The organism is Streptomyces sp. NPDC001663 (genome assembly GCF_042893105.1).
GTDB lineage: Bacteria > Actinomycetota > Actinomycetes > Streptomycetales > Streptomycetaceae > Streptomyces.
Genome location: NZ_JBIAUR010000002.1, coordinates 155,455 through 178,070, shown reverse-complemented (window position 1 = coordinate 178,070; position 22,616 = coordinate 155,455). Strand labels below are relative to the sequence as shown.

17 protein-coding genes are annotated in these 22,616 nt (G+C 67.4%); 6 read left to right on the top strand and 11 right to left on the bottom strand.

Annotated elements, in window-relative coordinates:
- Both ACFY1L_RS07100 and ACFY1L_RS07095 read right to left on the bottom strand, forming a co-directional pair.
- Complete coding sequence (locus ACFY1L_RS07100; protein WP_388819480.1) at positions 1-2,358, bottom strand: bifunctional polysaccharide deacetylase/glycosyltransferase family 2 protein; 2,358 nt, start codon at positions 2,356-2,358, stop codon at positions 1-3.
- 17 nt (positions 2,359-2,375) lie between these two features.
- Positions 2,376-2,771 carry a hypothetical protein gene (locus ACFY1L_RS07095; RefSeq protein WP_388819477.1) on the bottom strand — a complete coding sequence of 132 codons (396 nt, stop codon included), beginning with the start codon at positions 2,769-2,771 and terminating at the stop codon, positions 2,376-2,378.
- A 316-nt stretch (positions 2,772-3,087) separates the two neighbouring features.
- Between ACFY1L_RS07095 and ACFY1L_RS07090 the strand changes: the two genes are divergently transcribed.
- Entirely contained in the window at positions 3,088-4,116 is a 1,029-nt protein-coding gene (locus ACFY1L_RS07090; RefSeq protein WP_388819474.1) for a chitinase, read from the top strand.
- Positions 4,117-4,119: 3 nt separating this feature from the next.
- Here the strand turns inward: ACFY1L_RS07090 and ACFY1L_RS07085 are convergent, their stop codons facing one another.
- The 4 genes from ACFY1L_RS07085 to ACFY1L_RS07070 all read right to left on the bottom strand — a co-directional run bounded on the left by ACFY1L_RS07085 (position 4,120) and on the right by ACFY1L_RS07070 (position 9,617).
- Entirely contained in the window at positions 4,120-4,569 is a 450-nt protein-coding gene (locus tag ACFY1L_RS07085) for a hypothetical protein (protein ID WP_388819471.1), read from the bottom strand.
- A 7-nt stretch (positions 4,570-4,576) separates the two neighbouring features.
- The gene (mqnC, locus tag ACFY1L_RS07080) at positions 4,577-5,776 is read right to left on the bottom strand and encodes a cyclic dehypoxanthinyl futalosine synthase (RefSeq protein WP_388819468.1); all 1,200 of its coding nucleotides are present in this window, start codon (positions 5,774-5,776) and stop codon (positions 4,577-4,579) included.
- Between the two features lie 72 nt (positions 5,777-5,848).
- Positions 5,849-6,616 (bottom strand): prepilin peptidase, encoded by a 768-nt coding sequence (locus ACFY1L_RS07075; protein ID WP_388819466.1) that lies wholly within the window; start codon positions 6,614-6,616, stop codon positions 5,849-5,851.
- A 10-nt stretch (positions 6,617-6,626) separates the two neighbouring features.
- On the bottom strand, positions 6,627-9,617 hold the full coding sequence (locus tag ACFY1L_RS07070) for a BTAD domain-containing putative transcriptional regulator (RefSeq protein ID WP_388819463.1): 2,991 nt from the start codon (positions 9,615-9,617) through the stop codon (positions 6,627-6,629).
- Between the two features lie 385 nt (positions 9,618-10,002).
- Between ACFY1L_RS07070 and ACFY1L_RS07065 the strand changes: the two genes are divergently transcribed.
- The 3 genes from ACFY1L_RS07065 to ACFY1L_RS07055 all read left to right on the top strand — a co-directional run bounded on the left by ACFY1L_RS07065 (position 10,003) and on the right by ACFY1L_RS07055 (position 12,825).
- Positions 10,003-10,653: a hypothetical protein gene (locus ACFY1L_RS07065; protein ID WP_388819460.1), complete on the top strand. Its 651-nt coding sequence runs from the start codon at positions 10,003-10,005 to the stop codon at positions 10,651-10,653.
- A complete protein-coding gene (locus ACFY1L_RS07060) occupies positions 10,650-11,717 on the top strand; it encodes a hypothetical protein (RefSeq protein WP_388819457.1) in 1,068 nt (355 codons plus the stop codon). The genes ACFY1L_RS07065 and ACFY1L_RS07060 overlap by 4 nt, the downstream gene beginning before the upstream one ends.
- A gap of 79 nt (positions 11,718-11,796) precedes the next feature.
- Positions 11,797-12,825, top strand: coding sequence for a hypothetical protein (locus ACFY1L_RS07055; protein ID WP_388819454.1), 1,029 nt, complete (start codon positions 11,797-11,799; stop codon positions 12,823-12,825).
- A 276-nt stretch (positions 12,826-13,101) separates the two neighbouring features.
- On the opposite strand, the gene ACFY1L_RS07050 is transcribed toward ACFY1L_RS07055, so the two are convergent.
- Positions 13,102-13,512, bottom strand: a complete 411-nt coding sequence (locus tag ACFY1L_RS07050; protein ID WP_388819451.1) for an ATP-binding protein — start codon at positions 13,510-13,512, stop codon at positions 13,102-13,104.
- Between the two features lie 239 nt (positions 13,513-13,751).
- On the opposite strand from ACFY1L_RS07050, the gene ACFY1L_RS07045 reads away from it, so the two are divergent.
- Both ACFY1L_RS07045 and ACFY1L_RS07040 read left to right on the top strand, forming a co-directional pair.
- The gene (locus ACFY1L_RS07045) at positions 13,752-14,603 is read left to right on the top strand and encodes a helix-turn-helix domain-containing protein (protein WP_388819449.1); all 852 of its coding nucleotides are present in this window, start codon (positions 13,752-13,754) and stop codon (positions 14,601-14,603) included.
- 8 nt (positions 14,604-14,611) lie between these two features.
- Positions 14,612-14,821, top strand: a complete 210-nt coding sequence (locus ACFY1L_RS07040) for a DUF397 domain-containing protein (RefSeq protein WP_388819447.1) — start codon at positions 14,612-14,614, stop codon at positions 14,819-14,821.
- 28 nt (positions 14,822-14,849) lie between these two features.
- On the opposite strand, the gene ACFY1L_RS07035 is transcribed toward ACFY1L_RS07040, so the two are convergent.
- From ACFY1L_RS07035 to ACFY1L_RS07020, 4 genes are all read right to left on the bottom strand, one after another.
- Positions 14,850-15,491: a hypothetical protein gene (locus tag ACFY1L_RS07035; protein WP_388819444.1), complete on the bottom strand. Its 642-nt coding sequence runs from the start codon at positions 15,489-15,491 to the stop codon at positions 14,850-14,852.
- A gap of 592 nt (positions 15,492-16,083) precedes the next feature.
- Positions 16,084-16,575 (bottom strand): Imm26 family immunity protein, encoded by a 492-nt coding sequence (locus tag ACFY1L_RS07030; RefSeq protein WP_388819441.1) that lies wholly within the window; start codon positions 16,573-16,575, stop codon positions 16,084-16,086.
- A gap of 128 nt (positions 16,576-16,703) precedes the next feature.
- A complete protein-coding gene (locus tag ACFY1L_RS07025; RefSeq protein WP_388819438.1) occupies positions 16,704-17,525 on the bottom strand; it encodes a hypothetical protein in 822 nt (273 codons plus the stop codon).
- 158 nt (positions 17,526-17,683) lie between these two features.
- A complete protein-coding gene (locus tag ACFY1L_RS07020) occupies positions 17,684-22,375 on the bottom strand; it encodes a DUF6531 domain-containing protein (protein WP_388819435.1) in 4,692 nt (1,563 codons plus the stop codon).
- Positions 22,376-22,616: the final 241 nt, after the last annotated feature.

Sequence of the window (22,616 nt, the reverse complement as noted above, 5' to 3'; positions counted from 1 at the left end):
TCAGCTCACCCCCGCCGGCGTCCCGACCTCACCGGTCCGCTTCAGCTTCTGCCAGCGCAGGCGACCGCCCGTGAGGGCCGTGATGCAGGAGTGGATGAGGACGAGGTACATCATCTGGCGGTAGGCCAGTTGCTGCAGCGGCATCATCAGCAGATACCGGTACTTCTCCCGGTCCAGGCGGAAGGAGTACGCCGCGCACAGCAGCTGCACTCCCAGCACCGCAAGCCACGCCAGCAGCGCCGCCGTGAAGTCGACGAAGATCATCGAGTACGCGGTGAACACGTCGATGAGCGGCGCGAAGACCGGCGTGACGATCTGGAAGATGACGACCAGCGGCATGCCCACGCGGCCGAAGCGGCCCGAAGGACCCTTGTCCGTAAGGGACTTGCGGTGCTTCCAGAGGGCCTGCATGGTGCCGTACGACCACCGGTAGCGCTGGGACCACAGCTGCTTGAGCGAACCCGGCGCCTCCGTCCAGGCCTTGGCGTGCTCCTGGTAGACGACCCGCCAGCCCGCGCGGTGCATGGCGATGGTGATGTCGGTGTCCTCGGCGAGGGTGTCCTCGCTCATGCCGCCGACCTGGAGCACGGCGTCGCGGCGGAACGCGCCGATCGCGCCCGGGATGGTGGGCATGCAGCGCAGCAGGTCGTACATCCGGCGGTCGAGGTTGAAGCCCATCACGTACTCGATGTGCTGCCAGGCGCCGATCATCGTGTTCCGGTTGCCGACCTTGGCGTTGCCGGCGACCGCGCCGACCTCGGGGCCGGCGAAGGGCTGCACCAGCTGCCGTACGGTGTCCGCCTCGAAGACGGTGTCGCCGTCCATCATCACGACGATGTCGTAACTGGCGCTGCGCACACCGTTGTTGAGGGCGGCCGGCTTGCCCGCGTTCTCCTGGCGGATGACGCGGACGTTGTTCATGCCGAGTTCGTAGGCGGCGCTGCGCGCGATCTCGGACGTGTTGTCCGTCGAGCCGTCGTCGACCACGATGATCTCGATCGGATGGGTGCTCTGCGCCAGCGACTTGAGGGTGTTGGCGATGCATTCCTTCTCGTTGTACGCCGGGACGATCACGCTCACCGGGGTGGTGACCGGTGGTCCCCAGCTGAACCGGCGTTTGTTGCGCTGTCTGTAGTGCCTTCGGGCGAGGATCAGCATCATCCCGAACCGCCCCATGACGGCGACGCCCACGACGATCAGGCCCACCGACAGCACGGGTACGGCCCATTCGGCGACGGCGACGGCCGCGACGAGCGCCTTGCCCTCGTACAGGGTCGTGCCGGTCGCCGTGCGGTGGGCGGCCTGGAGGTTGCCGCGCGCCGAACCGTTGCCGTTCGCAGAACCGCTGCCGCTCGCCGAACCACCCGGCGTGCTCTGCCCGTTGGGGACGCCGCCCGGCTGCTCTCCCGTGGCACCCGCGGCTCCGGTTCCCGCAGGGGCACCGGTCTGCTGACCCGACGACTGCCGGCTGCTCGCGTTCTCCTTCTCGATGACGCCGCTGATGGTGGTGAAGGTATAGCCCTTCGCCCGCATCTTCTCGATGTACTTGGGCAGCGCCTTGATCGTCTGCGAGCGCTCGCCGCCCGCGTCGTGGAAGAGGACCGACGCGCCCTTGTTCTTCTTCGGCGTGGCCCAGCTGACGATCTTCGAGACGCCCGGCTTCTTCCAGTCGTCGCTGTCGGTGTCGACGAAGACGCTGGTGTAGCCGTCCTTGCCGAGCGTCTTGTAGACGGGCCAGCTGTAGTTGTCGATCGCGTCCGTCTCCGAGGAGTACGGGGCCCGGAACAGCGTGGTCGTGATGCCGGCCGCGCCCGCGAGCGCGAGCTGGGTCTGTGTCATCTCGCGCGTGATCCGGGCATCGCTCTGGTACGACAGGTCGACGTGCGTGAAGGTGTGGATGCCCACCTCGTTGCCCTGCTCGACCATGTTCTTCACGATGCTCGGGTAGCGCGAGACCATCGAGCCGACCAGGAAGAACGTGCCGGGCACGTCGTACTTCTGCAGGATCTTGAGGACCTGCGGGGTCCAGGTGGGGTTCGGGCCGTCGTCGAAGGTGAGGGCGATGGTCTTGTTCGGCACCGAGATGGTCTGGGCCTGCCCGCCCCGGAAGGTCAGGATCGGACCACCGTTGAGGATCTTGTCGGGCACCTTGCTGGAGCTGGCCCCGTCGCGCACCCTCTGGTCGCCGCCGACCTCCGCGCGCAGATAGCCGTCCAGCAGCATGATGCTGGTCAGCGCGAGCAGGAGCAGCAGGGCGAGGATGACGCGCGGTTTCTGCAACGCCGCGGCCTTGCCCGCCGCCCGCTCGATACGGGAGGGGGCCCGCCGTCGGCCCCGTTGGGACGTCGTCGTGGTCATGTCGGTCTGCGTTCCGGTCAGTTGGCGGCCGCGGCGGACGCGGACGAGGACGGGGTGGGGGTGCCCGAGGGCAGCGCGGAGGGGGCGCCGCTGGGCCGGCCGACCTGGTTGCCGATGCCGCCCTGCGGCCTCTCGCCGCCGGGGGCGTTGCCGTTGCCGGGGCCCGACCGGCCGCCGCCGAAGGGCAGCAGCGAGGACGGGGTGACCGATGTGCCGATGCCCATGAAGGCCAGGCCGAGGATGACGGCGTAGCCGAGGCAGAGGACGCCGACGAGGAGGCCGATGCGGCGCAGCAGCTTGGAGCGGCGGCCGGAGTTGTCGACGAACACGGGCCCCTCGACGGAGCCGTTGCCGCGTTTGCGGCGGCGACCGCGGTCGGTCGCCCGGTTTTCGATGGCAGGCTCGGAATGCATTCCCCGGACATTAGGCAGTCTTTATGTGATCGAAAGCAGCCTTCTTGTGAGGCGCATATGAGAAACGTCTTAACCTGTCTCTTACCTATGAAATTCCCTGAACACCTGCGCAGCTCCAGGCAGGGAGGAAAGAGTCGAACGTCCCGTTTGAGCGGTCCGATAAACCCGGTTCTCACCATGTCTCCCATGGGTTTCCTGTGTGTTGGTCGTTTTCATGAACAGCGGCTTCGTGTGAGACGTTTTCCTTTTGAATGGGACTTTGTTTCAAGCCTGAGACAGAAATCACGAAAGAAACACGAGAGCGGGTGCATGTTCCATGCGGGGTTTCCTGAAGCCGGCGGCCGGGTTCACCTGTCTGTTTGCCCTGGCCACGGCGGGGTGCTCCACAAGCTCCGACAGCACCACGGACGCGGCGCCGAAGCCGCCGAAACGGTCGAGCTCCTCCCCCTCCGAGGAGGCCGGGTCGACCACCTCGTACGCCCCCTACGTCAGCGCGACCGAGGCCTCCGACAACGACTCCGCCGGCTCCCCGACGACGTACAACCTGGCCTTCGTGATCGCCGACGGCAGCGACTGCACGCCGACCTGGAACGACGAGAAGGCGCTCTCCGACTCGGCGGTGAAGTCCCGGATTTCGCAGCTCAAGGAGGACGGCGCCACGGTCCGCGTCTCGTTCGGCGGGGCCTCCGGCAAGGAGCTGGCGGCGACCTGCGACAGCGCGACCGAGCTGGCGGCGGCGTACGGGAAGGCGCTGGACGCGGCCGGTTCCGCCCAGGCCGACTTCGACATCGAGGGCGACGAGCTGACCGACTCCGACTCGGTGGCCCTGCGCTCCGAGGCGATCGCTCTGCTGCAGAAGGAGCGCAGCGACCTCGAGGTGACCTTCACGCTGCCCGTCATGCCCTCCGGCCTCGACTCCGACAGCCTGGCGCTGCTGGAGTCGGCCAACAAGTACGACGTGCAGGTCTCCACGGTCGACCTCATGACCATGAACTACGGCGAGTCGTACGACGACGACATGGGCGACTACGCCCTCACCTCGGCCAGGGCCGCCCACACCCAGTTGAAGAAGGTCTTCGGCCTGTCCGACGCGGGCGCGTGGCAGGGCATGGCCCTGACCTCGATGATCGGCGTGAATGACGTCGACAACGAGACGTTCACGCTGTCGGATGCGGCGCAGGTGCGGAAGTTCTCCGAGGAGAAGGAGATCGCCTGGGTGTCGATGTGGTCGACGTTCCGGGATCAGCAGTGCGAGGACGACGACTCTGCGTCTGACGATGCGGCGACCAACTGCAGTGGTGTTTCGCAGAGTTCGGGGGCGTTCGGGGAGGCGTTCGCGGGCTGACCTTTACCGCCGTCTGTGTACCAGGCGCCCGGCGCACACCGTCGCGATGCAGGCGCTCGTCTCATCGAATACGGCGAGGTCGGCGCGGCCCGTCTCCCTGATCGCCGTCGGCAGGAAGCTCGGGAGGACCACCACGTCGTTCCGCTCTGCTGCGGCGCGGAGTTCAGGCGTGTCGACGTACTGCTCCAGGACCGCCACCGCGCCCGACTTCAGCACGGCGTGGATGCGTTCGCGCGGGGACGGAGCCTCCGGGAGCGGGCCGTCGTGAAGCCGGGCGGGTCCCAGCACACCGGGCCAACTGCGCACCCGTGCACCGGGAAACCGCTCCCGCACCTCCGCGAGCGGGCCCACCGCGGCAACACGCGTCCCCTCGACAGCAACGGCACCGTCCTTGATCGGCGCCGGGTCGTCCCAGGTGCACCGGACCTCGTCGGCCGCGTGAATCGTCAGCACGGCGCGGTCAGTTGGAGGCGAGCAGCTTCAGCTCGGGATGTGCCGTGCCGCCCGCGATCGCCGTGGACGAGATGTGCGACATGACCCGCTCGTCGACGGGGTCGTTCGCCGGGTCGTCGTGGACGACGATGTGCTCGTACGTCGTCGTCCGCTGGGCCGGGACGCGCCCCGCCTTGCGGATCAGGTCGATGATCTCGAGCCGGTTGGAGCGGTGCTTGGCGCCGGCGGAGGAGACGACGTTCTCCTCGAGCATGATCGAGCCGAGGTCGTCGGCGCCGTAGTGCAGCGACAGCTGGCCGACCTCCTTGCCGGTGGTCAGCCAGGAGCCCTGGATGTGCTGGACGTTGTCCATGAACAGCCGGGCGATGGCGATCATCCGCAGGTACTCGAAGAGCGTGGCCTGCGTGCGGCCCTTCAGGTGGTTGTTCTCGGGCTGGTAGGTGTACGGGATGAAGGCCCGGAAGCCGCCCGTCCGGTCCTGTACGTCACGGATCATCCGCAGGTGCTCGATGCGCTCGGCGTTGGTCTCGCCCGTACCCATGAGCATGGTGGAGGTGGACTCGACGCCCAGCCGGTGCGCGGTCTCCATGATCTCCAGCCAGCGCTCACCGCTCTCCTTGAGGGGCGCGATGGCCTTGCGGGGGCGTTCGGGCAGCAGTTCCGCACCCGCGCCCGCGAAGGAGTCGAGCCCGGCGGCGTGGATGCGCTGGATCGCCTCCTCGACGGAGACCTTCGAGATCCGCGCCATGTGCTCGACCTCGCTCGCCCCCAGGCTGTGGATGACGAGCTGCGGGAAGGCCTGCTTGATGGCGGCGAAGTGCTTCTCGTAGTACTCGACGCCGTAGTCCGGGTGGTGCCCGCCCTGGAACATGATCTGCGTACCGCCGAGCTCGACGGTCTCGGCGCACCGCCGCAGGATGTCGTCCAAGTCCCGCGTCCAGCCCTTGGCGGTGTCCTTGGGGGCGGCGTAGAAGGCGCAGAACTTGCACGCCGTGACGCACACGTTCGTGTAGTTGATGTTGCGCTCGATGATGTACGTCGCGATGTGCTCGGTGCCGGCGTACTTACGACGGCGTACGGCGTCGGCAGCTGCGCCCAGCGCGTGCAGCGGGGCGTCGCGGTAGAGGACGAGCGCTTCTTCGGGGGTGATCCGCCCACCGGCGGCGGCACGGTCGAGGACGGACTGGAGGTCGGCGTTCTCGGTCACCGGGGCGTCCCTTTCGTCAAGGGTTGTGGACGGACTCAGCCAGCCTACGCCAGGCGTTCCGCCCGGCCGACGTCAGGCCGCGTAGGCGCCGATCAGCAGCCCGACGAAGGCTCCGCTGATCAGGAACGGCCCGAACGCGATGGCCGTCTTGCGCCCGGCCCGCCGCACGACGACGAGCGCGCCGCCGTACAGCGCCCCGAGCAGGAACGCGGCGAAGGTGCCCAGCATGACCGTCGGCCAGCCGTACCACCCGAGGACGGCGCCAAGACCCAGCGCCAGCTTGACGTCGCCGAAGCCCATGCCGCCGGGGTTGATCAGGAACAGCACGAAGAAGGCGGCACCGAGCACGAGGGCGCCGTACAGCGCGGTCGGCCAGTCACCCGCGTGCTCCGGCACGAGCGCGGTGAGCCCGAGCAGCACGAGCGCGGCCCCCGCGAGCGGCAGCGTCAGCACATCGGGCAGCCGCTGCACCCGGAAGTCGACGACGGCCAGCAGTACCCCGACGGGCGCGAGCAACAACCAGACGAGGAGTTCGGGCCGGGTGCCGGTGGCGGCGGCGAGCGCGGCACAGACGAGGGCGGTGCTGGTCGCGAGAGGGAGGGTGGCCGGGCCGTACGGACTCTTCGGTACGGCGGTGTCGGCGCCATCCGCCGAGACGGCGCCCGCGCACTGCGGGCACCGGGCCCGCCCGATCCATCCGCTGATGGAATGCTCCCCCGGGCACAGCTCCCGCCATGCCTCCCCCGACGGCGCCGAGAACCGGTAGGCGGCCCTCGGCAGCAGCATCCCCGTCGCCGCACCCCACAGGGCGGCGACGGCGATCAGCAACCCGGTACTCATCCCCCGGTGCTCATCCGGCCGCGACGGCGCCGCTGCGCCACGAGGGCAGCAGCTCGTCGAGGAGCGCCTCGGTGCGCGGCGGCAGCCCGCGCGCACCGCTGCGGCCCACCAGGTCGGCGGCGAGGGTCTGGAGGCGGCCGGTGTCACCGGTGGCGTGGGTGGCGCGCAGCAGCTCGTGCCACAGCCGCTCGTCGCCGGGCGCGGAGTTGAGGGCGGCGCTCAGGGCCTCGATGGCCTTCTCCGCGCGGTTCTTCTCCAGGTGGAACGCGGACAGCGCGAGCCCGATGTCCGCGACGAGCAGCGGGAGTTGGGCGTCGATGATCTCGTGGGTGAGCCAGCGGTAGCGCCCCTCGGGCCGGTCGGCGAGCAGCGGGCCGCGCACCAGCACCAGCGCGTCCGTCAGCAACCGCCCGCGCACGGCACGGCTGTCGACACCCCTGCCCTGCGTGGCCTCGTGGTACAGCGACCGCAGCACGTCCAGGTCGGACACGACGGACTTGGCGAGCACGAGCCGTCCGGTGGAGTCGGCGGTGAGCCGGGGGCTGCCGTCCGGGTCGGCACCGAGCCAGACCCGCAGCCGCTCCAGCAGCGCGTCCCGCACGTCGTCGGTGACTCCCCGCGGCCACAGGGCGGATGCGAGCACGCGCGGGTGGACACCCTCGCGGTGCAGAAGCAGCAGCGCGAGCGCCTCGTGCAGCAGCGCGCTGCGCTCCCCGTCCGGCGTCTCGAGCCCGATGATCTCGTACGGCCCGACGAGGCGCGCGTACACCGCGGGCCGCCCCTGCTCGCTGACGTCGACGAGGAACGGCGGGGCGGGCGTGGGCCCGTCGGGCTCGCGGTCCGGGTCGGCCTCGACGAACAGCTCGACGACGGCGCGCTGGGTGGCCAACGGCAGGAGCTGGGCGTCGAGTTCGAGGCCGAGGAGCGGGGCGAGCAGCTTGCCCTGGCTGGTGACCTCCATCTCCCAGGCCGCGCCGGGCAGATCGCCCGTCTCGGTGCCGACGAGGTAGCCGATTCCCAACCGGCTTGCGTCGGCGGCGAGTTCGGCGAGCTTCACGGCGTCCTCGGCGGAGGGCTGGGCGGCGAGGAGGACGAGGTGCGGGGCCCAACGGGTGTGCTGGGCAGGCCCCGTACGACCGGTGAGGACGGAATCGTGCCCGGCGGCTCCGAGAGCCCCCCTGCGCTGCCGCGTCTCGGCCTCCATGGTCTCGATGAGGTCGTCGATGCCGTCGAGGTGGCGGAGCCGGTTGGGTGCGAGCGGGGTGAGGTCCTCGCCGAACCCGACGAGCGTGATGGTCATGCGGTCCGACCAGCCGTTGGTGGCGAGTTCGGCGGCGACGGACGCGAACACGGCGGCCCGGTCCGCCTCACGGCCGCTCAGCGAGACGATGCCGGGCACCGACTCCAGGTTGAGCAGCAGCCGCGAGTCGTCCATCGTGCCGAGGCTGACGAGACCCGGGTAGGGAGCGGCGGTGTCGACGTCGTCGTACCGCTCGGCGTCCGTGCGGGCGAGCATCCAGAAGGTCTGGTCCTGCCCGAGCTGCCAGGGCGCCGGGGGCTTTCCGGCGGGCTGGGCGAGCTGGAGGTGCAGATCGCCGTTGGTGAGCCAGGCCGCGTAGACGGTGGGCAGGGCGCGCGACTCGCCGGCGAGCTGAGCGGCAAGTCCCCTCAGCGAGCGGTCCAGCAGTCGTACGCCTTCGGGGTCGGCGCCGACGAGAAGGGCGTCCTGCGCGTCGGCGGCGTCCCCGGTCGGCGTGGGCGGTTCCATGCCGCGGCGCCCGCCGACGGCACCGAGCGCCGACTGCCACAGCGCCTGCCGGCGGCGCCGGCCGAGGGCGCCGAGGAGGCCGGCGGCGAGAAGGGGGGCGCCGACGAGGGCCTGCGGCAGGCCGAAGGCGCTGCCGGACTCGGAGGTGGCGGAGGCAGCGGGGGTGGTGTGCTGCTGACCGCCGTCGGAGGCGGGCCGCTGTTCGGGCAGGGAGACCTGCTGGGCGTGGTGACCGCCGCCCTGGGCGTGGCTGCCCTGGGCGTGATCGCCGGACTTGGCGTAGTCGTGGACCTGCTGCTGGGCCTGCGAGGAGGCGTGGGCGGAGGCGTCGGGCGCCTCGACGAGGTCGCCGCCGTGCGCGTCGCCGGGCATCTCCATGATCCAGCCGGGCCGGATCAGACTGGCCTCGGACAGCCTGGAACCGTCCGGCTGGACCCGGTCCTTGTTGAGCTCGTAGATCTCCTTGTACCGGCGCCCGTCACCGAGATGCCGCTGGGCGATCTCCCAGAGAGAGTCGTGATGACGCCCCTCGGGCGGCTGGATCCGGTAGTACTTCGTGTCGCCGTGCTGCTTGGCGTTGCTGCCGACATCGGCGTGCGCGGCCGCGTGGGAGGCCTGCTCGGCGAGGGCGGCGGCGGTGCTGGCGGCCTGTTCCTGCTGCTGAGCGAAGAGCCCCGGGGTCGCCTGGGCCGCGGCGACGGTCGGCTTCTGGTTCCCCTCCAGGCTGTGCCCGAGGTTCGACAGCCCCGGGGTGAGGCTGGCGGCGGTGGCACCGACGAGCAGCAGCGCGGCGACGAGCTGCCGGGCAAGAATCTGACTGGGCCCGGCGCCGGGCACTCGCCCGGGAACACCGACCCCGGACAGCGCGGCCTTCACCTCCACCAGCACACAGGCGGTGAACTGCGCCCAGGCCAGCCAGACGACGACGGTCAGGATGTGCAGGAACGTCGTGACGGTGATCTCTCGCTGCAACCAGTCAAGACTGGGCGCCCCACTGGGCAGTGGCCACCCGATGGTGACGGCGAGCGCACCGGGCACCCCGACGACCAGGACAAGAAGGGCGACAAAGGCGAAGAACGCCTTGACGAAGTCCCCGAAACTGCGCCGCCGGATGCGGACGGGTTGGGGCGTCCGGTTCCTCGGGGCGGCCGAGCCGCCCGCCGAGTTGCCCGTCGAGCTGCCTGTTGGCCTGCCCGTCGAGCTTGACGAGCTTGAGGTGCGGCGTCGCGGCATGGCGGGTGTCCTGGGTTGTGTGTGGTGGGGCGGGTGAGTGAGTGGTGGGGGCGAGGGGCGAGAGACGTAGCGAGAGATGTACTGAGCCTACAGAGATCTTATGAACTCTGATTTGCGACGTCGAAAGGCGTCGAAGGCCGTGGCAGGACGGATACGGGACTGAGACCTCGCGGTTCACCGGATATCTCACCTTCCGCCCGCTAGGCCCGAGTTGCACCACCGCCGCCATGACGGCCCACCGCCCAGATTCCACGCCCTCCCCGCGCACCGCGCCGCACTCCTCACATCCCCCACACAATCCCCCACGGCCACTCCAGGGCCTCTTACTCACCCCTGATAGCTTCGTTCCCCGTTGCACACAGCCGACCTCCGGGGGAGATCCAACGTGGCCCGCCGCGCTCTGACGACCACTGCTGCCGCGTTCACTGTCGCGGCGGCGCTATTGCTCACCGGGTGTGGGGGTGACAAGTCGTCTTCGGATGACATCAAGGGGGCGGACACCGGGTCCGGGAGTCCGTCGGCCTCGGCTTCGGCGGCTGCCGCCGACGCTCCCGACGTCAGCGTCCCCAGCGACTTCCACCTCGTCTTCGACTTCGACGTGCCGTCCGATGCCAAGCAGGCGTCGGCGCTTTCCGACGCGGAGAACTACATCCGGGCCCTGAAACACGGCATCTCCAAGCAGGATCCGAACGACCCTGCATACCAGTACTACTCGAACGGCCAGGCTGCGCAGTACGCGAAGTCGCAGATCCAAGCCTGGGTGAAGGGTCACTGGACCGTAACGGGGACGGACAAGTACTACGACGCGAACGTCACCACGCTGAGCAGCGGCAAGCGCGAACTCGTCACCTTCTGCCGGAACCAGGGCAAGTCCTTCAGCAAGGAGATCAAGAGCGGCAAGATCCTCTACACCGAGGAGAACGCCGACAGTTACGTGAAATACCAGCTGCTCATGTATCCGCCGGCCGGCTCCTCCAAGGCCTGGAAGGCCTCGGTTGTGGAGGTCAAGGAGAGGGCGAAGGAGTGCCAGAAGTGAGGACGTCTGCGCACGCCCGCCGCCTGGCTTCGGCTGCCGCGGGCGCCCTGGTGTTGATCAGCAGCGGTATCGCCTACGCGAATGACACCCCGGGTGTCGGCACACCACCTGCCTCCGGCGGCAAAAAAGGCAAGGACATCTACGCCTCCGCCACTTACTCCCAGATCAAGGTCCGCCAGGTGAGCGGCCCCACCGGGGGCAAGCGCGGCAACCTCTCCTCCGTGGACGTCAACTGGAAGCCACCGGCCTGCTGGTACGAGCCCGTCTTCACCGGCCAGGAGCTGAAGGACTTCGTGGACCGGACCGACGGCAACGGAGACGTGGGTATCCACGAGTCCTGGTACGGCAAGGGACTGTGGACGGACCACTACCAGGACGGCAAGCCGGACACCAACTTCGACGACGAGTCGAGTACCGCCGAGGGCTACAAGAACTACAACATCGGCAAGAACGGCTACTTCTGGCGCAGCGTCGCCCCTGACGACAGCGATCCGGAGTCCTGGAACTGCGGCAAGATCATGTTCTGGCAGAACGCCAACGTCGTGCCGAAGGTGGCCCACGCCCCCACGCCGAAGATGCTCGCCGAGTACGCCTACAACAAGGTGCAGGTCCCCGACACCGAGATCGAGCTCAAGCCCGCCACCAAGTCCACGGTGAACGTGCCCACTTGGGTCTGGCTGGACAAGGGCACCTTCCGCGAGATCAAGGTCCGTGCCGAACTCCCCCGCACCAACCTCTACGCCGTGACGACCGCCAAGCCGGTCGCCCTCCACCTGGACCCGGGCACGGAGGACGCGACAACCTTCCCTTCCTCGGGCGACTGCACCATCAACGACGACGGTTCGATCGGCACGCCGTACGAGAAGGGCGACGCCGGCAAGACCCCGCCGTGCGGCATCAGGTACCTCCGCTCCACGAACGGCACGCCGTACCACCTCAAGGCCAGCATCACCTGGCAGATCTCATGGGAAGGCACGGGCGGCGCGAACGGCGACCTCCCCGACGGCACCTTCGAGACCACCCAGGACATGAACGTCCAGGAGATCCAGTCCGTCAACCGCTGAGGCGACGAGACCGGGTACGACCGACTGCCTGAAACAGGGCCCCCCACTTCACGCCTCTCTCAAGGAGCGAACCTCCGCCATGCCCCGCCCCGCCCTCACCCCCACTCGCGCCCGCGTCCGCGCCGCCCGCAGGAGCGTCATCACCCTCGTCGCCCTCGGCGTGACTTCAGCGGCCACCCTCACCGGATGCGGCGGCGGCGCGGGGGACGCGGCCGACCCGGGTGCCTCGGCGAGCCCGACCCCCAAGGGCGCGGTGACGCGCGCGCAGGCGGCGAAGATCGTCGACACCTACGTGGCCGTCAACAACAAGGCGAACGCGACGCGGAACGCCAAGTTGCTCGGCACGGTCGAGAGCGGACAGGTTCACGAGCAGAGCAAGGGTGACTACGCGACTTTCGCGACGTGGACGAAGGCGGACCAGAGCGACTACGAGAAGCCGTTCTCCTACCAGGATCGGGAGTACTACATCCCGGCCGACGAGGACTGGTTCGCGGTCAAGGCCACCGCCAGCGGCTCTAAGACTCCGGCTGTGTTGGTCTTCGACAAGGAGGGCAGCAGCTGGAAGCTGATGTCGGCGGTCTACTCCGACGCGCCTATTCCGACCATCGACACCAGCAACCACGGTCTCGCCACCGCCGTAGCCCCCTCGGCCCGCGTCGGCACGCTGGCCGCGGACGACGTCAGCCCGGCCTTCGAGGACCTGTACGAGACCGGCGGAAAGAAGGCCGGCGCCGCGATCTCCCACACCACGGATCCGGCCAAGGACGCCCTGAAGATCTACAAGGACCGCACCACGGGCAAATTGGCCAAGTGGGCGACCAAGAAGTTCTTCGCCAAGGACCCGGCGTACGGGAGGACGTACGCGCTGCGACTGGCCGATGGCGGCGTACTCGCGGTCATCCCGACCGCGCACACCGCGGAACAGATGCTCAAGCCGCAGTACATGAGCAGCTTCCAGATCACCCCGGACGACGAGGAGGCCGTCTACAACCCCGCCAAGCGGGTCGTCATCACCGACGTCTTCCAGGGCATGGCCCTTGCCACCCTGCCGAAGTCCGGCAAGCCCTCGGTGATCGCGTACGAGTACCGCATGACGGACTCGAAGTAGGACAGCGTGTGGACCCGGAGAAACCCACGCCGGGTCCACGCCCACCCTGTTCGCGGACCTTCTCGGTGACCTCATCCCGAAGAAAGCAGTTGACTGGCGTTGCCCCGTGCGGCGTCCCCCTCGTCAACGACGAACGGCACATTCTCCGGACCGATCACGAGCGGCCGTACGGTGAGCGAATCCCAGCCGGATGGACCTTGGCTGTTCGGTTGCGCCGCGGTCGTCGCGCGATGAGGTGACCATCAGCTCTCCTCTCGATACGACGTGATCCACGCACTACGCCGCAACGAGGTCACACCACACGTACTTGCCCCGGTTGCCGTGTCTGGTCAGCGGCTGCCAGCCCCACAGGTCGGCGCATTCGCGGACCAGGGCGAGACCGCGCCCGGCCTCCGCAACATCGGCAAGCCGCTCCAACTGCCCCGGCGGCTCCGGCGGTTCAGGACTCGCATCCCACGCCCCGATCCGCAGCACGCCGGCCGACCAGCGCACGCGCAGGGCAGCGGGCCCCTTGGTATGGCGTACAGCATTGGAGACCAGCTCCGTCGCCAACAGCTCGGCGGTGTCGACCAGGCGGATAAGGCCGTGCATGGTCAGGATGAGGCGGAGGGTGCGGCGGCTGACGGTGACGGCGCGGGGGTCGTTGGGGATGTAGAGGGAGTACTCCCAGGGATCGCTTTCGGGCATGACTGAACTCCTGCCGAGAAGAGGAAGTTGGTGGGTCTGATTGGGGTCGCGGGCGGTGGCAGTGCCGCTGCCGTCGTGGCATGACGGAGTGGTGCGCTTCCGGGGTCCCGGTCGTTCCGCAGCGTGTGCGTCGCATCACCGACCGTAGAGCCACAATTTGGGACCGGGCAAGTCGTTGCCGTAATCTGCCCCTCGAACGAGGCACACCCCCAGGGCAGTTGGAGGGCGAGGAGGAAGCCATGGCGCGCAGGAAACAGCCCACCGCCCGCCAGGAGCGTCTCGGCGCTGAACTGCGGAAACTGCGCGAAGCCGCAGGACTCAAGGGGCGCGAAGCCGCGGCGCTGCTGGGGACGGACTCGGCCCAGATGAGTCAGATCGAGTTCGGCACGGCAGGAGTGAGCGGGGAACGCGTACGCAGACTTGCCGCTCACTACGCCTGTACAGACACCGAGTTGATCGAGGCCCTGGTGGCGATGGCGAGCGACCGGACACTCGGATGGTGGGAGGAGTACCGCAGCCTCCTACCCACCCCGTTCCTGGATCTCGCCGAGTTGGAACACCACTGCACCTATCGACTGGATGTGGAGTTCTTGCATGTCCCCGGCCTTTTCCAGACCGAGGATTACGCCCGTTCCGTCTTCTCGTACCGAGTTCCCGAACTGCCGGATGACGACCTCGAACGACGGGTCCGCCACCGGATGGCACGCAAGGTGATCATCGAAGATCCCGATCCAGTCCCGTACGAAGTGGTGATCCACGAAGCGGCACTTCGCATCAGGGTCGGCGACCGCGCGGCAACGCGCGCTCAACTCGCCCGCCTCCTCGAACTGTCCGAGGTGGACCACATCTCGGTGCGCGTCATCCCTTTCGATCTGGACGGCTTCGCCGGGGCCACAAACTCGATGATGTACGTGGGCGGTGCAGTGCCGAAGCTGGATACAGCCGTACGCGACGCGCCTCAGGGCGCCGGTTTCATCGACTCCGATGCCCAACTCGGCGCCTTTCGAACGCTCTTCCGTAAAGTGGAGGCTGTATCGCTCGAACCCGAGCGGTCGCGTGACTTCATCCACAGGCTGGCGAAGGAGCTGTGAGGAGCGCCGTGATCTCCCCCGACAACTGGCAGAAGTCGTCCTACTCCGGCAGCGGCGACGGCAACAACTGCGTAGAGATAGCGAACCTCCACGCCCGAGTGGCGATACGCGACTCGAAGGCCCTGGCCCAGGGCACCCTTTCCTTCCCAACCGGAGCCTTCACTGCGCTGATCAAGGCCATCCAGGCGGACGCCACCGGTCCGACCACCCGCCCCTGACCACTCGAGCGGCCTCGAGGGAAGCTCTTCAGCCGACCACGAGCAATTCCTCCAGGGCCCGGTCGTACGCCCGAAAGCCCGCCTTGCCACTCTCCGGCGCGTCCGAGTCGGGGCGGAGGATGGCGGGCAGATGAACGACTCGCCACATCCTGAAGACCTCGGCCGGGGCGCTCCTGCCCGCCGCGCCCACCAAGTCGACTGCGATTCCCAGCATTTCGGAAATCATCGCCGCCCCCTGCCGGACCTCCGTCCCGGCCACGATGGCGGCTGTGACCAAAGCCTGCAAGAAGTGGGTCAGTTGCAGGTCGGCACCCATGAGGCACATACGGCGAACGATCTGCGGCCGCTCCAGCTCTTCAATCCGAGACGGAACTGCCTCCAAGCCACCCGACCAGAGGAACAGGGACGGCGCCGTCACCTCGTGCTCGCGCAGATAGCCCAGTTCATCGGCGATCCCCATCGCCACGGGAGAGAAATCTCCCGTCTCACGGATGAGTTCGAGCAGCCGATCCAACTCGGCTCGCCGGTGCCTCACCAGTCCACCCAAAGATGCGGCACCGACGTTCCAGGTACCCGTAGCCACCACGGCCCCGATTTCCACGAGCCCGCCGAGCGGAGCGAGGATCTCGCGCGCGAGCACGCTCTCGGCAACGGGAAAGACCTGTCTCACTACTGCTCCAACCGGTGCGCGGTCTGACCTTCTTCATGGGCCAAGATGCAGAAGCACCCTTTGGGTCACCTCCAGTTCATGGTGAACTGCTGGCTCTGCCGACCATCCATCCTCACGCGATACGTCCCTGCGGACCAACGCTCGTCCCTCATCCGCAATCACCTCGTCGGTCCTGACGCCAGCGCCGCAGCCACGCGACCCAGGCGACGGCCGGCGGCGCGAAGCGGTTGGCAGGGTTGCGGAAGGAGTACTCGCCGTCGTTGATCTGGAAACCGGCGGCTGCAGTCGTCGAGTGCGCCCTTCGTCCCGGGCGAGGAACTCCGCCCGATCCCAGTCGGGATGGTGGATGAGGTAGTCGGTGCCCGGGTCGTCCGCGAAAGAGTTTCTGGACGAGCCCCTGTTCTGGTTGGGACACCTATCCTCCTGTGCCCGAAGCGAGCGGACCCAAGAACTGCTGTTCGGCGCGGACTATGACGCAGCCGGTGACTTTCAGCGGTCGCTCAAGGGGGCCACCGTTGTAACCCGGTATCCGGGAGGGGGGTAGGTCCGCGTTGCTCTTCACGGAGGGCATCATGCCGATCGGCAACCGCAGTCACTTCCGAGCATACGGAACGTCCACCGGGCGACCGGCAAGGGCCTCATCCAGCTCGTGCTGGAATTGCTGGAAGGTAGACAGAGCAAACCAGCCGCAGGGTTCTGCACGGTCGGGAATGATGTTGTCATTCTCGTCGACGTAGCTTTCCGTACTGGCATCGTAGAAGCAGTGCTGGTCCAGCAGATGCGCGGCTTCCAGCTCCTCGTGTGCCACAGTGCGGAAGTACCCCTGGTGCCAAACCCAGTTCAAGGTGAAGAAGGGCGGCAGCAGTAGCCGGTCAGCGGCCAGAGCCGACAACTCCGGCACTTCGCCGGCCGACGGCACATCGTAGACGTAAGCGAGAATTCCACCGGGGAACCTGCCCTCAGGACCACTCCGCCCCGTCTTCACTATCCGACCGAAGCGGTACTCGGCGTTCGCCAGTTGCAACGTGAAGACGTCGCCCGGCCGATGATGTCGCCGTTGACCCTTCATCCTGATCAGCGTCATCAGCGATACCGCTCCTCCCGGTCACTCCGAAGTCCACTGTGCACAGGCTCCAGTACTTTCCCGGTCGGATTCGGACGTCATGCCTGGCCTTCGCCCGGCACACGGCACAAAGCGTTCTCCGCTCTGCCTCACTGCAGGACGGTCCGATGCGGATGCGACCAGTCGGAAGGACATACGAAGACCATGAGGCGGCCTCCACGTCCCACGACCACCTGCGTGGGAGTGTTCGCCTCCGTGTCCGCCACGGCACGGTCCTCGACCGGAACCCAGCTGCGGGTTCCCCTGTCCCACTCCCTGCTATCGATCGTCAGCAGGAGTTCCATCGGCTGACCGCACAAGCAGACGACTTCTTGCGGGCCAGTGACGGGCCAGGGCGCGAATCCGCCGACCTTCCAGCCTGGCGGGATGGAGAGGTCGAACTGATAGCTCACCGCGTCCTCGTCCTCCCAGTCCTCCCATTCGTCCAGCTGGGCTCGGATCTCATAGGGCAACAGGTCGCCCCACTGATGTTCCGTAACCCTCTCGGGGTGAAGCACACAGGGGTCCGGGACGTATGAGGCTCGTCCTACGACTTCCAGTTCCGGCTGTTCTGCCAGTACTTGGGAGACTTCCGAGGCCTTACGCCAGTACAGGTGCACGGCGACATTCCGCTCTTCGCCATGCGCATTGAACGGACACCAGAAGACCTGCAGCAGGTCCGAGTCACCGGGCAGGCTCAGCCCCGGCACGTCGCGCACGTACAACTGGGCCACCGGCATGAGCGGAATCGGGTCCGTGTCGTTGAGCCACGGCGCATATCGTCCCCGCTTGAGGGAGCGCAGGATCTCGTACTCCTCCTCAGTCGGCCCCTCGGGTTTTCCACGGATCCTGCGGCTCAAGCGGACATCACTGAGGCGCTCACCGAACCGGCGCTTGTGCGGCTCGGTGCACACGGGCCACGGCTCGTCCACGGGCCACAGGAACTGTCCTCCGACGGAGCTCTGCTTCGGATCGGGAGTGCCGGGGCGTGGGTGCAGCCGGGTGCCGACTCCTCGGTATGCGGCCAGCCCGGGAATGACTTCCTCGATGTCCAGGGGGCGCTCAGGGGTAGTACGAGTCATGGTCCTCCTCAGGCTGTCCGAACGCCGGCCGCGGGGTTGTCCAACCAACCGCTCAGCGAGAATCCCTTGTTGCCAAAGGCCTGGAATTCCAGCCGGGTCGGAATCGGATTGGTTCCCTCGTAGATCGGCGTCACGTCGTACTGGACGATCTCATCATTCCGGGCCGCGTTGGCGATCGGCTCCTCGAACATTTCGTACATGTGAGGATGATTTGTTGGATTCTGGGTCAGAGTCACCAGGTTGTGCGGTGCGTTGGGCCCCTTCCCTGCGCCACCCAGGGAGTTGGCGAGAAGGTGACCACGCGCCTCGTTGAAGAGGGTTCCGTGCCCCCGCCAGCCCTTGGTCCACATCTTTCCGGCCTCAGTGCCCTGAGTGATCACCATTTCCTTTCTGATGCAGGCGGATATTCCCGTTGGGCGGCCGAGGTGGTCGGTCCCCTTGTATCTGACGCTGCCGCCCCACGCATAGCGATCGGGCCGGTTGGCGTACCGGGGCGCCAAGCCGAGTGGGTCACAGCCCTGCAAGGGGTTGGCGACGTACACGACGGGGTTGGGCGCGGGTTCGAGCCCCAGCGGGTCGGGGCTGAAATAGCGAGCCGTCTCCGGGTCGTAGTAGCGCTGGAAGTTGTAGTGGAGGCCCGTTTCGGGATCGAAGTACTGGCCAGGGAACCGAAGGGGCGTGTAAGCGCTGGCATCGCGGTTCCAGGCCGTGGTTCCCCACAGCGAGGAACGCGCACGCCAGGCGACCTCGCCTTCCTCACCAATGAGCTCTGTCGGCGTTCCGATGAGGTCTGTGACGATGGCGAAGAAACGGGAGTCGATCTCCTGGCGGCTGAGAGAGTCGATGCGCCGGTCGGTCTGCGCAGCGGGGTGCAGACCGTCGTACTCCCAGGTTGTCACGACGGGGTGGGGCAGGTCTGGGCTCGTGGAATCCTGCTCAACCAGGTATGCGCCGTCCCAGGTGAACCGGACTTCCTCGACGACCGTGGTTCCGTCCACACCGAGACGCTGCTTGGCCCTCCGGCGGCCGAGTGGATCGTAGAGGTAACGCCATACCGTGCCGTCCGGAGTTGTCACTGACGTGAGGCGGTCCTCCGCGTCCCACGTGTACTGCCAGACGTCAGGCTTCCGGGATATTCGGGTCCTACGACGTACGACGACACGGCCGGCCGCATCGTAGACGTAGTGGACGGAACCGGCTCGAACGAGTCGGTTCCCCTGGTACTCACGGTCGCCCCGAGCATCCGCACCGGGGTGCCGGTCCGGCCACTGTGCCTGGGTCTGGTTTCCGTTTGCGTCGTAGGCGTACATCTCACGCCAACCACGTGCCTGGACGGCCGTCACTCTGCCCGCGGGGTCGAGTTCGAACCGGCGCGGCCCGGTCGACGCGTCGTCGACGGCTACCAGGTGACCGTCCGAGCGGTAGCTGTACACACGTCGCAACAGCGCGCCCGCGGCTCCCGAGACCGCCTGTTCGGCCACGCGACCCGCACCATCCCACAGACGCGACACCCGCAGCCCCGTGCCGGAGGGAGAGGAAAGGGACCTGGAGACCTCTCGCCCTCCCGCGTCGTAGGAGAACTCCAACGTGCGACCGGCGCAGTCGAGCCGTGACACCTGACCCGCGGCGTCGTACGCATATGACGTTGCCGCTCCAGCGGGGGTGACCCGCTGGACGGGACGGCCGAGCAGGTCGTAGTCCCGGCGCAGCACCTTGCCGTTGACCGTCTCCGAGACCGCACGGCCGATGGCGTCCCGCTCGTACGACACTTCGCAGGACGGGTTCACCAGTCGCAGCACGTGTCCCATCACGTCGCGTTCGTACCGGGTGGTGATCCCCTCGACCGTCTTGGCCATCGTCCAGTCGAGTGCGTCGTACGCGTACTCGACCCGCTGCCCCAGCGCATTGACACGTCCGGTGAGCCGTCCCGCTGCATCGTGTTCGTAGTCGACCCGGCGGCTGTCGAAATCGACCTCGGAAATCAACTGACCTGCCGGGTCGTACTCGTAGCGCCACTCCAGTCCCCGGGGGGCGATGACCTTCGTCAGCTGGAGAGTTGCATTGTGCTCGAACTCGTATCGCGTGCCGTCCGGGCGGGTCTCGGCCGCGAGTACGTCGAAGTGTGAGTACTCGTAGCGGGTGGTACGGCCTTCCCGATCGGTGTGGCTCAGGCAGTTGCCTTCGCCGTCATAAGTCCAGCTTTCCTCCCCCGCTTGCGGCCCCACTCTGCGCAGGAGCTGCCCTTCCACCGACCACCACAGCCGTGTCTCGGCACCTGTGGGATCCGCCCCCGCGATCAACCGCCCGAACGCGTCGTACCGGTACAAGGTGGTGGCACCCGACGGGTCGGTCACCTCCACCGGCAGGCCTGCCGGGCTGCTCCGGGCGGAGAGGCTGTTGCCCAACGCATCCGTCGCCGTCGTGAGATGCCCCGCGTCGTCGTACACGAAGGTCATCGTGGCGCCCGACTCGTCCGTCACCGATGTGCGGTTGCCACGCTCGTCGTATGTGTGGCGGATGCTCGTTCCGTCCTCCTGGTGGATCAGCACAGGAAGATGGAGGTCGTTGTATTCGACGGAGGTTTCCGCCCCGTCAGGACGGACGACTCTGACGGGGAGGCCGTACTCGTCGTTCAGGATGCGGGTGTGGTTGCCCAGCGGGTCGGTACGGCCCGTCACATGGTGGTAGCGGTCGTACTCGGTCCGGATGACCGCGCCGTTCGGATCGATTTCCGCGACCACCAGATACGCATCGTTGACTACGTGTTGGGACGCGTGCCCTTCGGCCGTGGTGGCGGTCGTTATCCGCATCCCCGGGAAGTCCGGATGCGTTCCCTCGTACTCCAGAAACAGCGTGTAATGGCCGGCCTCACCGCCTTCGGAGACACATCGATCGTGTTCGTCGTAGGTGTAGGTGTAACGACTTCCGTTGGAGTCGGTCCATGCGGCTACACGAAGGCGTTCGTCGTAATCAAGACGGAGCTGCAGGCCGGAGGGTCCGTGAACCTCCGTGAGGTTCCCCTCCGTGTACACGTAACGTCGTATCAGCGCGTCGTCCCCGTTCTCGGCGCCGCCAACCAGATGAAGGCTCGTGACCCGGCCGTCGTTCGTTGTCAGCCTCAGGTGGTAGCCACCAGACGACCGGATACCTACCGGCAGACCCGCCTCGTCGTAGTCGAAGTCGATTGATCGCCCGTTGCGGTCGGACACCCTGCGAAGCGATGCGCAGCTGTCAATGCCCGGCTTCGCGAACAGGAAGGCCAGGCCGGCGAGCGGATCGACCACTCGGTAGCCGCCGTCGTCAAGCCGGGTGAGCGGCCAGCGTGGCCCCGCATCGGGCAGCACGGGTGCCTCTGGACCGGTTGGATGCGGGTACGACAGGAGCTGGCCCCCGTCAGTGACGAAGATGACGCCCGCCTCATCAATCTCGAGCCGCTGGTCGACAGTGGAGGTCCACGACGGGCCGAACCACCATCCGGCGCGGTAGTCGGACTGAACGCGCCTTTGGAAGACGAGGGGGAGAGCGCCAGGCAGTTCCACGTCCGTCTGCGGAAGGAACATGGTGCCGGTGGCCATGTCGATCGGGTCGCTCAAGCCTTGGCGGATCTTCGTCTTGGCGCGGGCAAAAACGTCCTTCGACTTGCCGAGCATGCTGCGCGCGCTCTTGCCAAGGCCGCGCACGGCCAGCCCCATGCCCTTGAGGCCGCCCTTAAGCCCCTTCATCGCCGCCAAACCGCCCTTGAGGCCCTTGGCGAGGCCCCCCAGGGTGGTCAACCCTTTCATGCCAGGTATGCAGTCCAACGCTGCGAACGCCACGTCCCATAGGGACGCTTGGCCTTTGGAGTATTTGTAAAGCGTGTCGGCGAGCACAACGAGAGCCGCGATAAGGACGATCGTGCCCAGGATCGGCCCTCCAATGATCATCGCGACGATCCCGACCACCGCCACGACCACCTTGCACACCGTGACGATCGTGTCCCAGTTGTCCTCGAACCAGTCGCCGACGTCCTCCCACCACGACCGGTTCTGAATACCCGCGTCGGACGCCTCGTCGATCTTCTGCTTCGCCTCCCGCGCCGCGTCCTCGCGCATCTTGCGGGCGTCCTCGGCCATCTTCTTCGCCGCGGACAGGGCGTCCTGGGCGTCGGTGACGTCCGACTGGGCCTTGGTGTGGGCGGACTTGGCGTGCTGGGCATCCCGGGTGGCGGCGCGGACCTTGGACTCGTCCGGCTTGTCTCCGCCGGACTTGCTGCCGGTGGGGTCGTCCTTGTACTTGTCGGCTTCCTTTGTCGCCCGGGTCACCCATGAATCGGCAGACGACAGACGGGACTTGGCCGAGGAGAGGTCGTTCTGCGCCTCGCGGCCCTTGGCCAGCGCCTTGTCCGCGAGTGCCTGTGCGCGCTCCAGCTTCGGCCAGTACGCGGCCAGGGCGTCGCCGCACATCTCGTACGACTTCTTCAGCTTCTTGAGGTTCTTCGGGACGGCGGAGAACTCGTCCTTGAACACCTCCGCGGACTTGCCGGCCCACTTCAGGGCCGCGTCCTCCTCGGCCATTCCCTTGACGATCTTCAGGGCGTCGGAGACGTCGTCCGCGAAGTCGTGCAACGTCTTGGCCAGCGTCCGCACACGGACCGGGTCGCCCGGGGTGGGGTCCTTGTCCAGGTCCAGGACATGCCAGTCCCGCGGCCGATGCCCCGCCATGCTGCAACCCCCGTCACGCGTACACCATCAACAACCCTGTGCACACGCGAACTTACCCGGTACTTACGTTCGAAGTGAAGATCGGTTGTCGTCAACCGCTCTGCGGCGACAGGGCGTTCAGGCTGATGCGTCGAGCGTCCACGCAGCCGAGTCGCAGAGTCGCCGAGAGGAACGGGACGAATCTGCCGCCGAGTGATGTCGATACCCGCGTCCGCTTCCGGAGCCCCGGTCGGCAAACGGC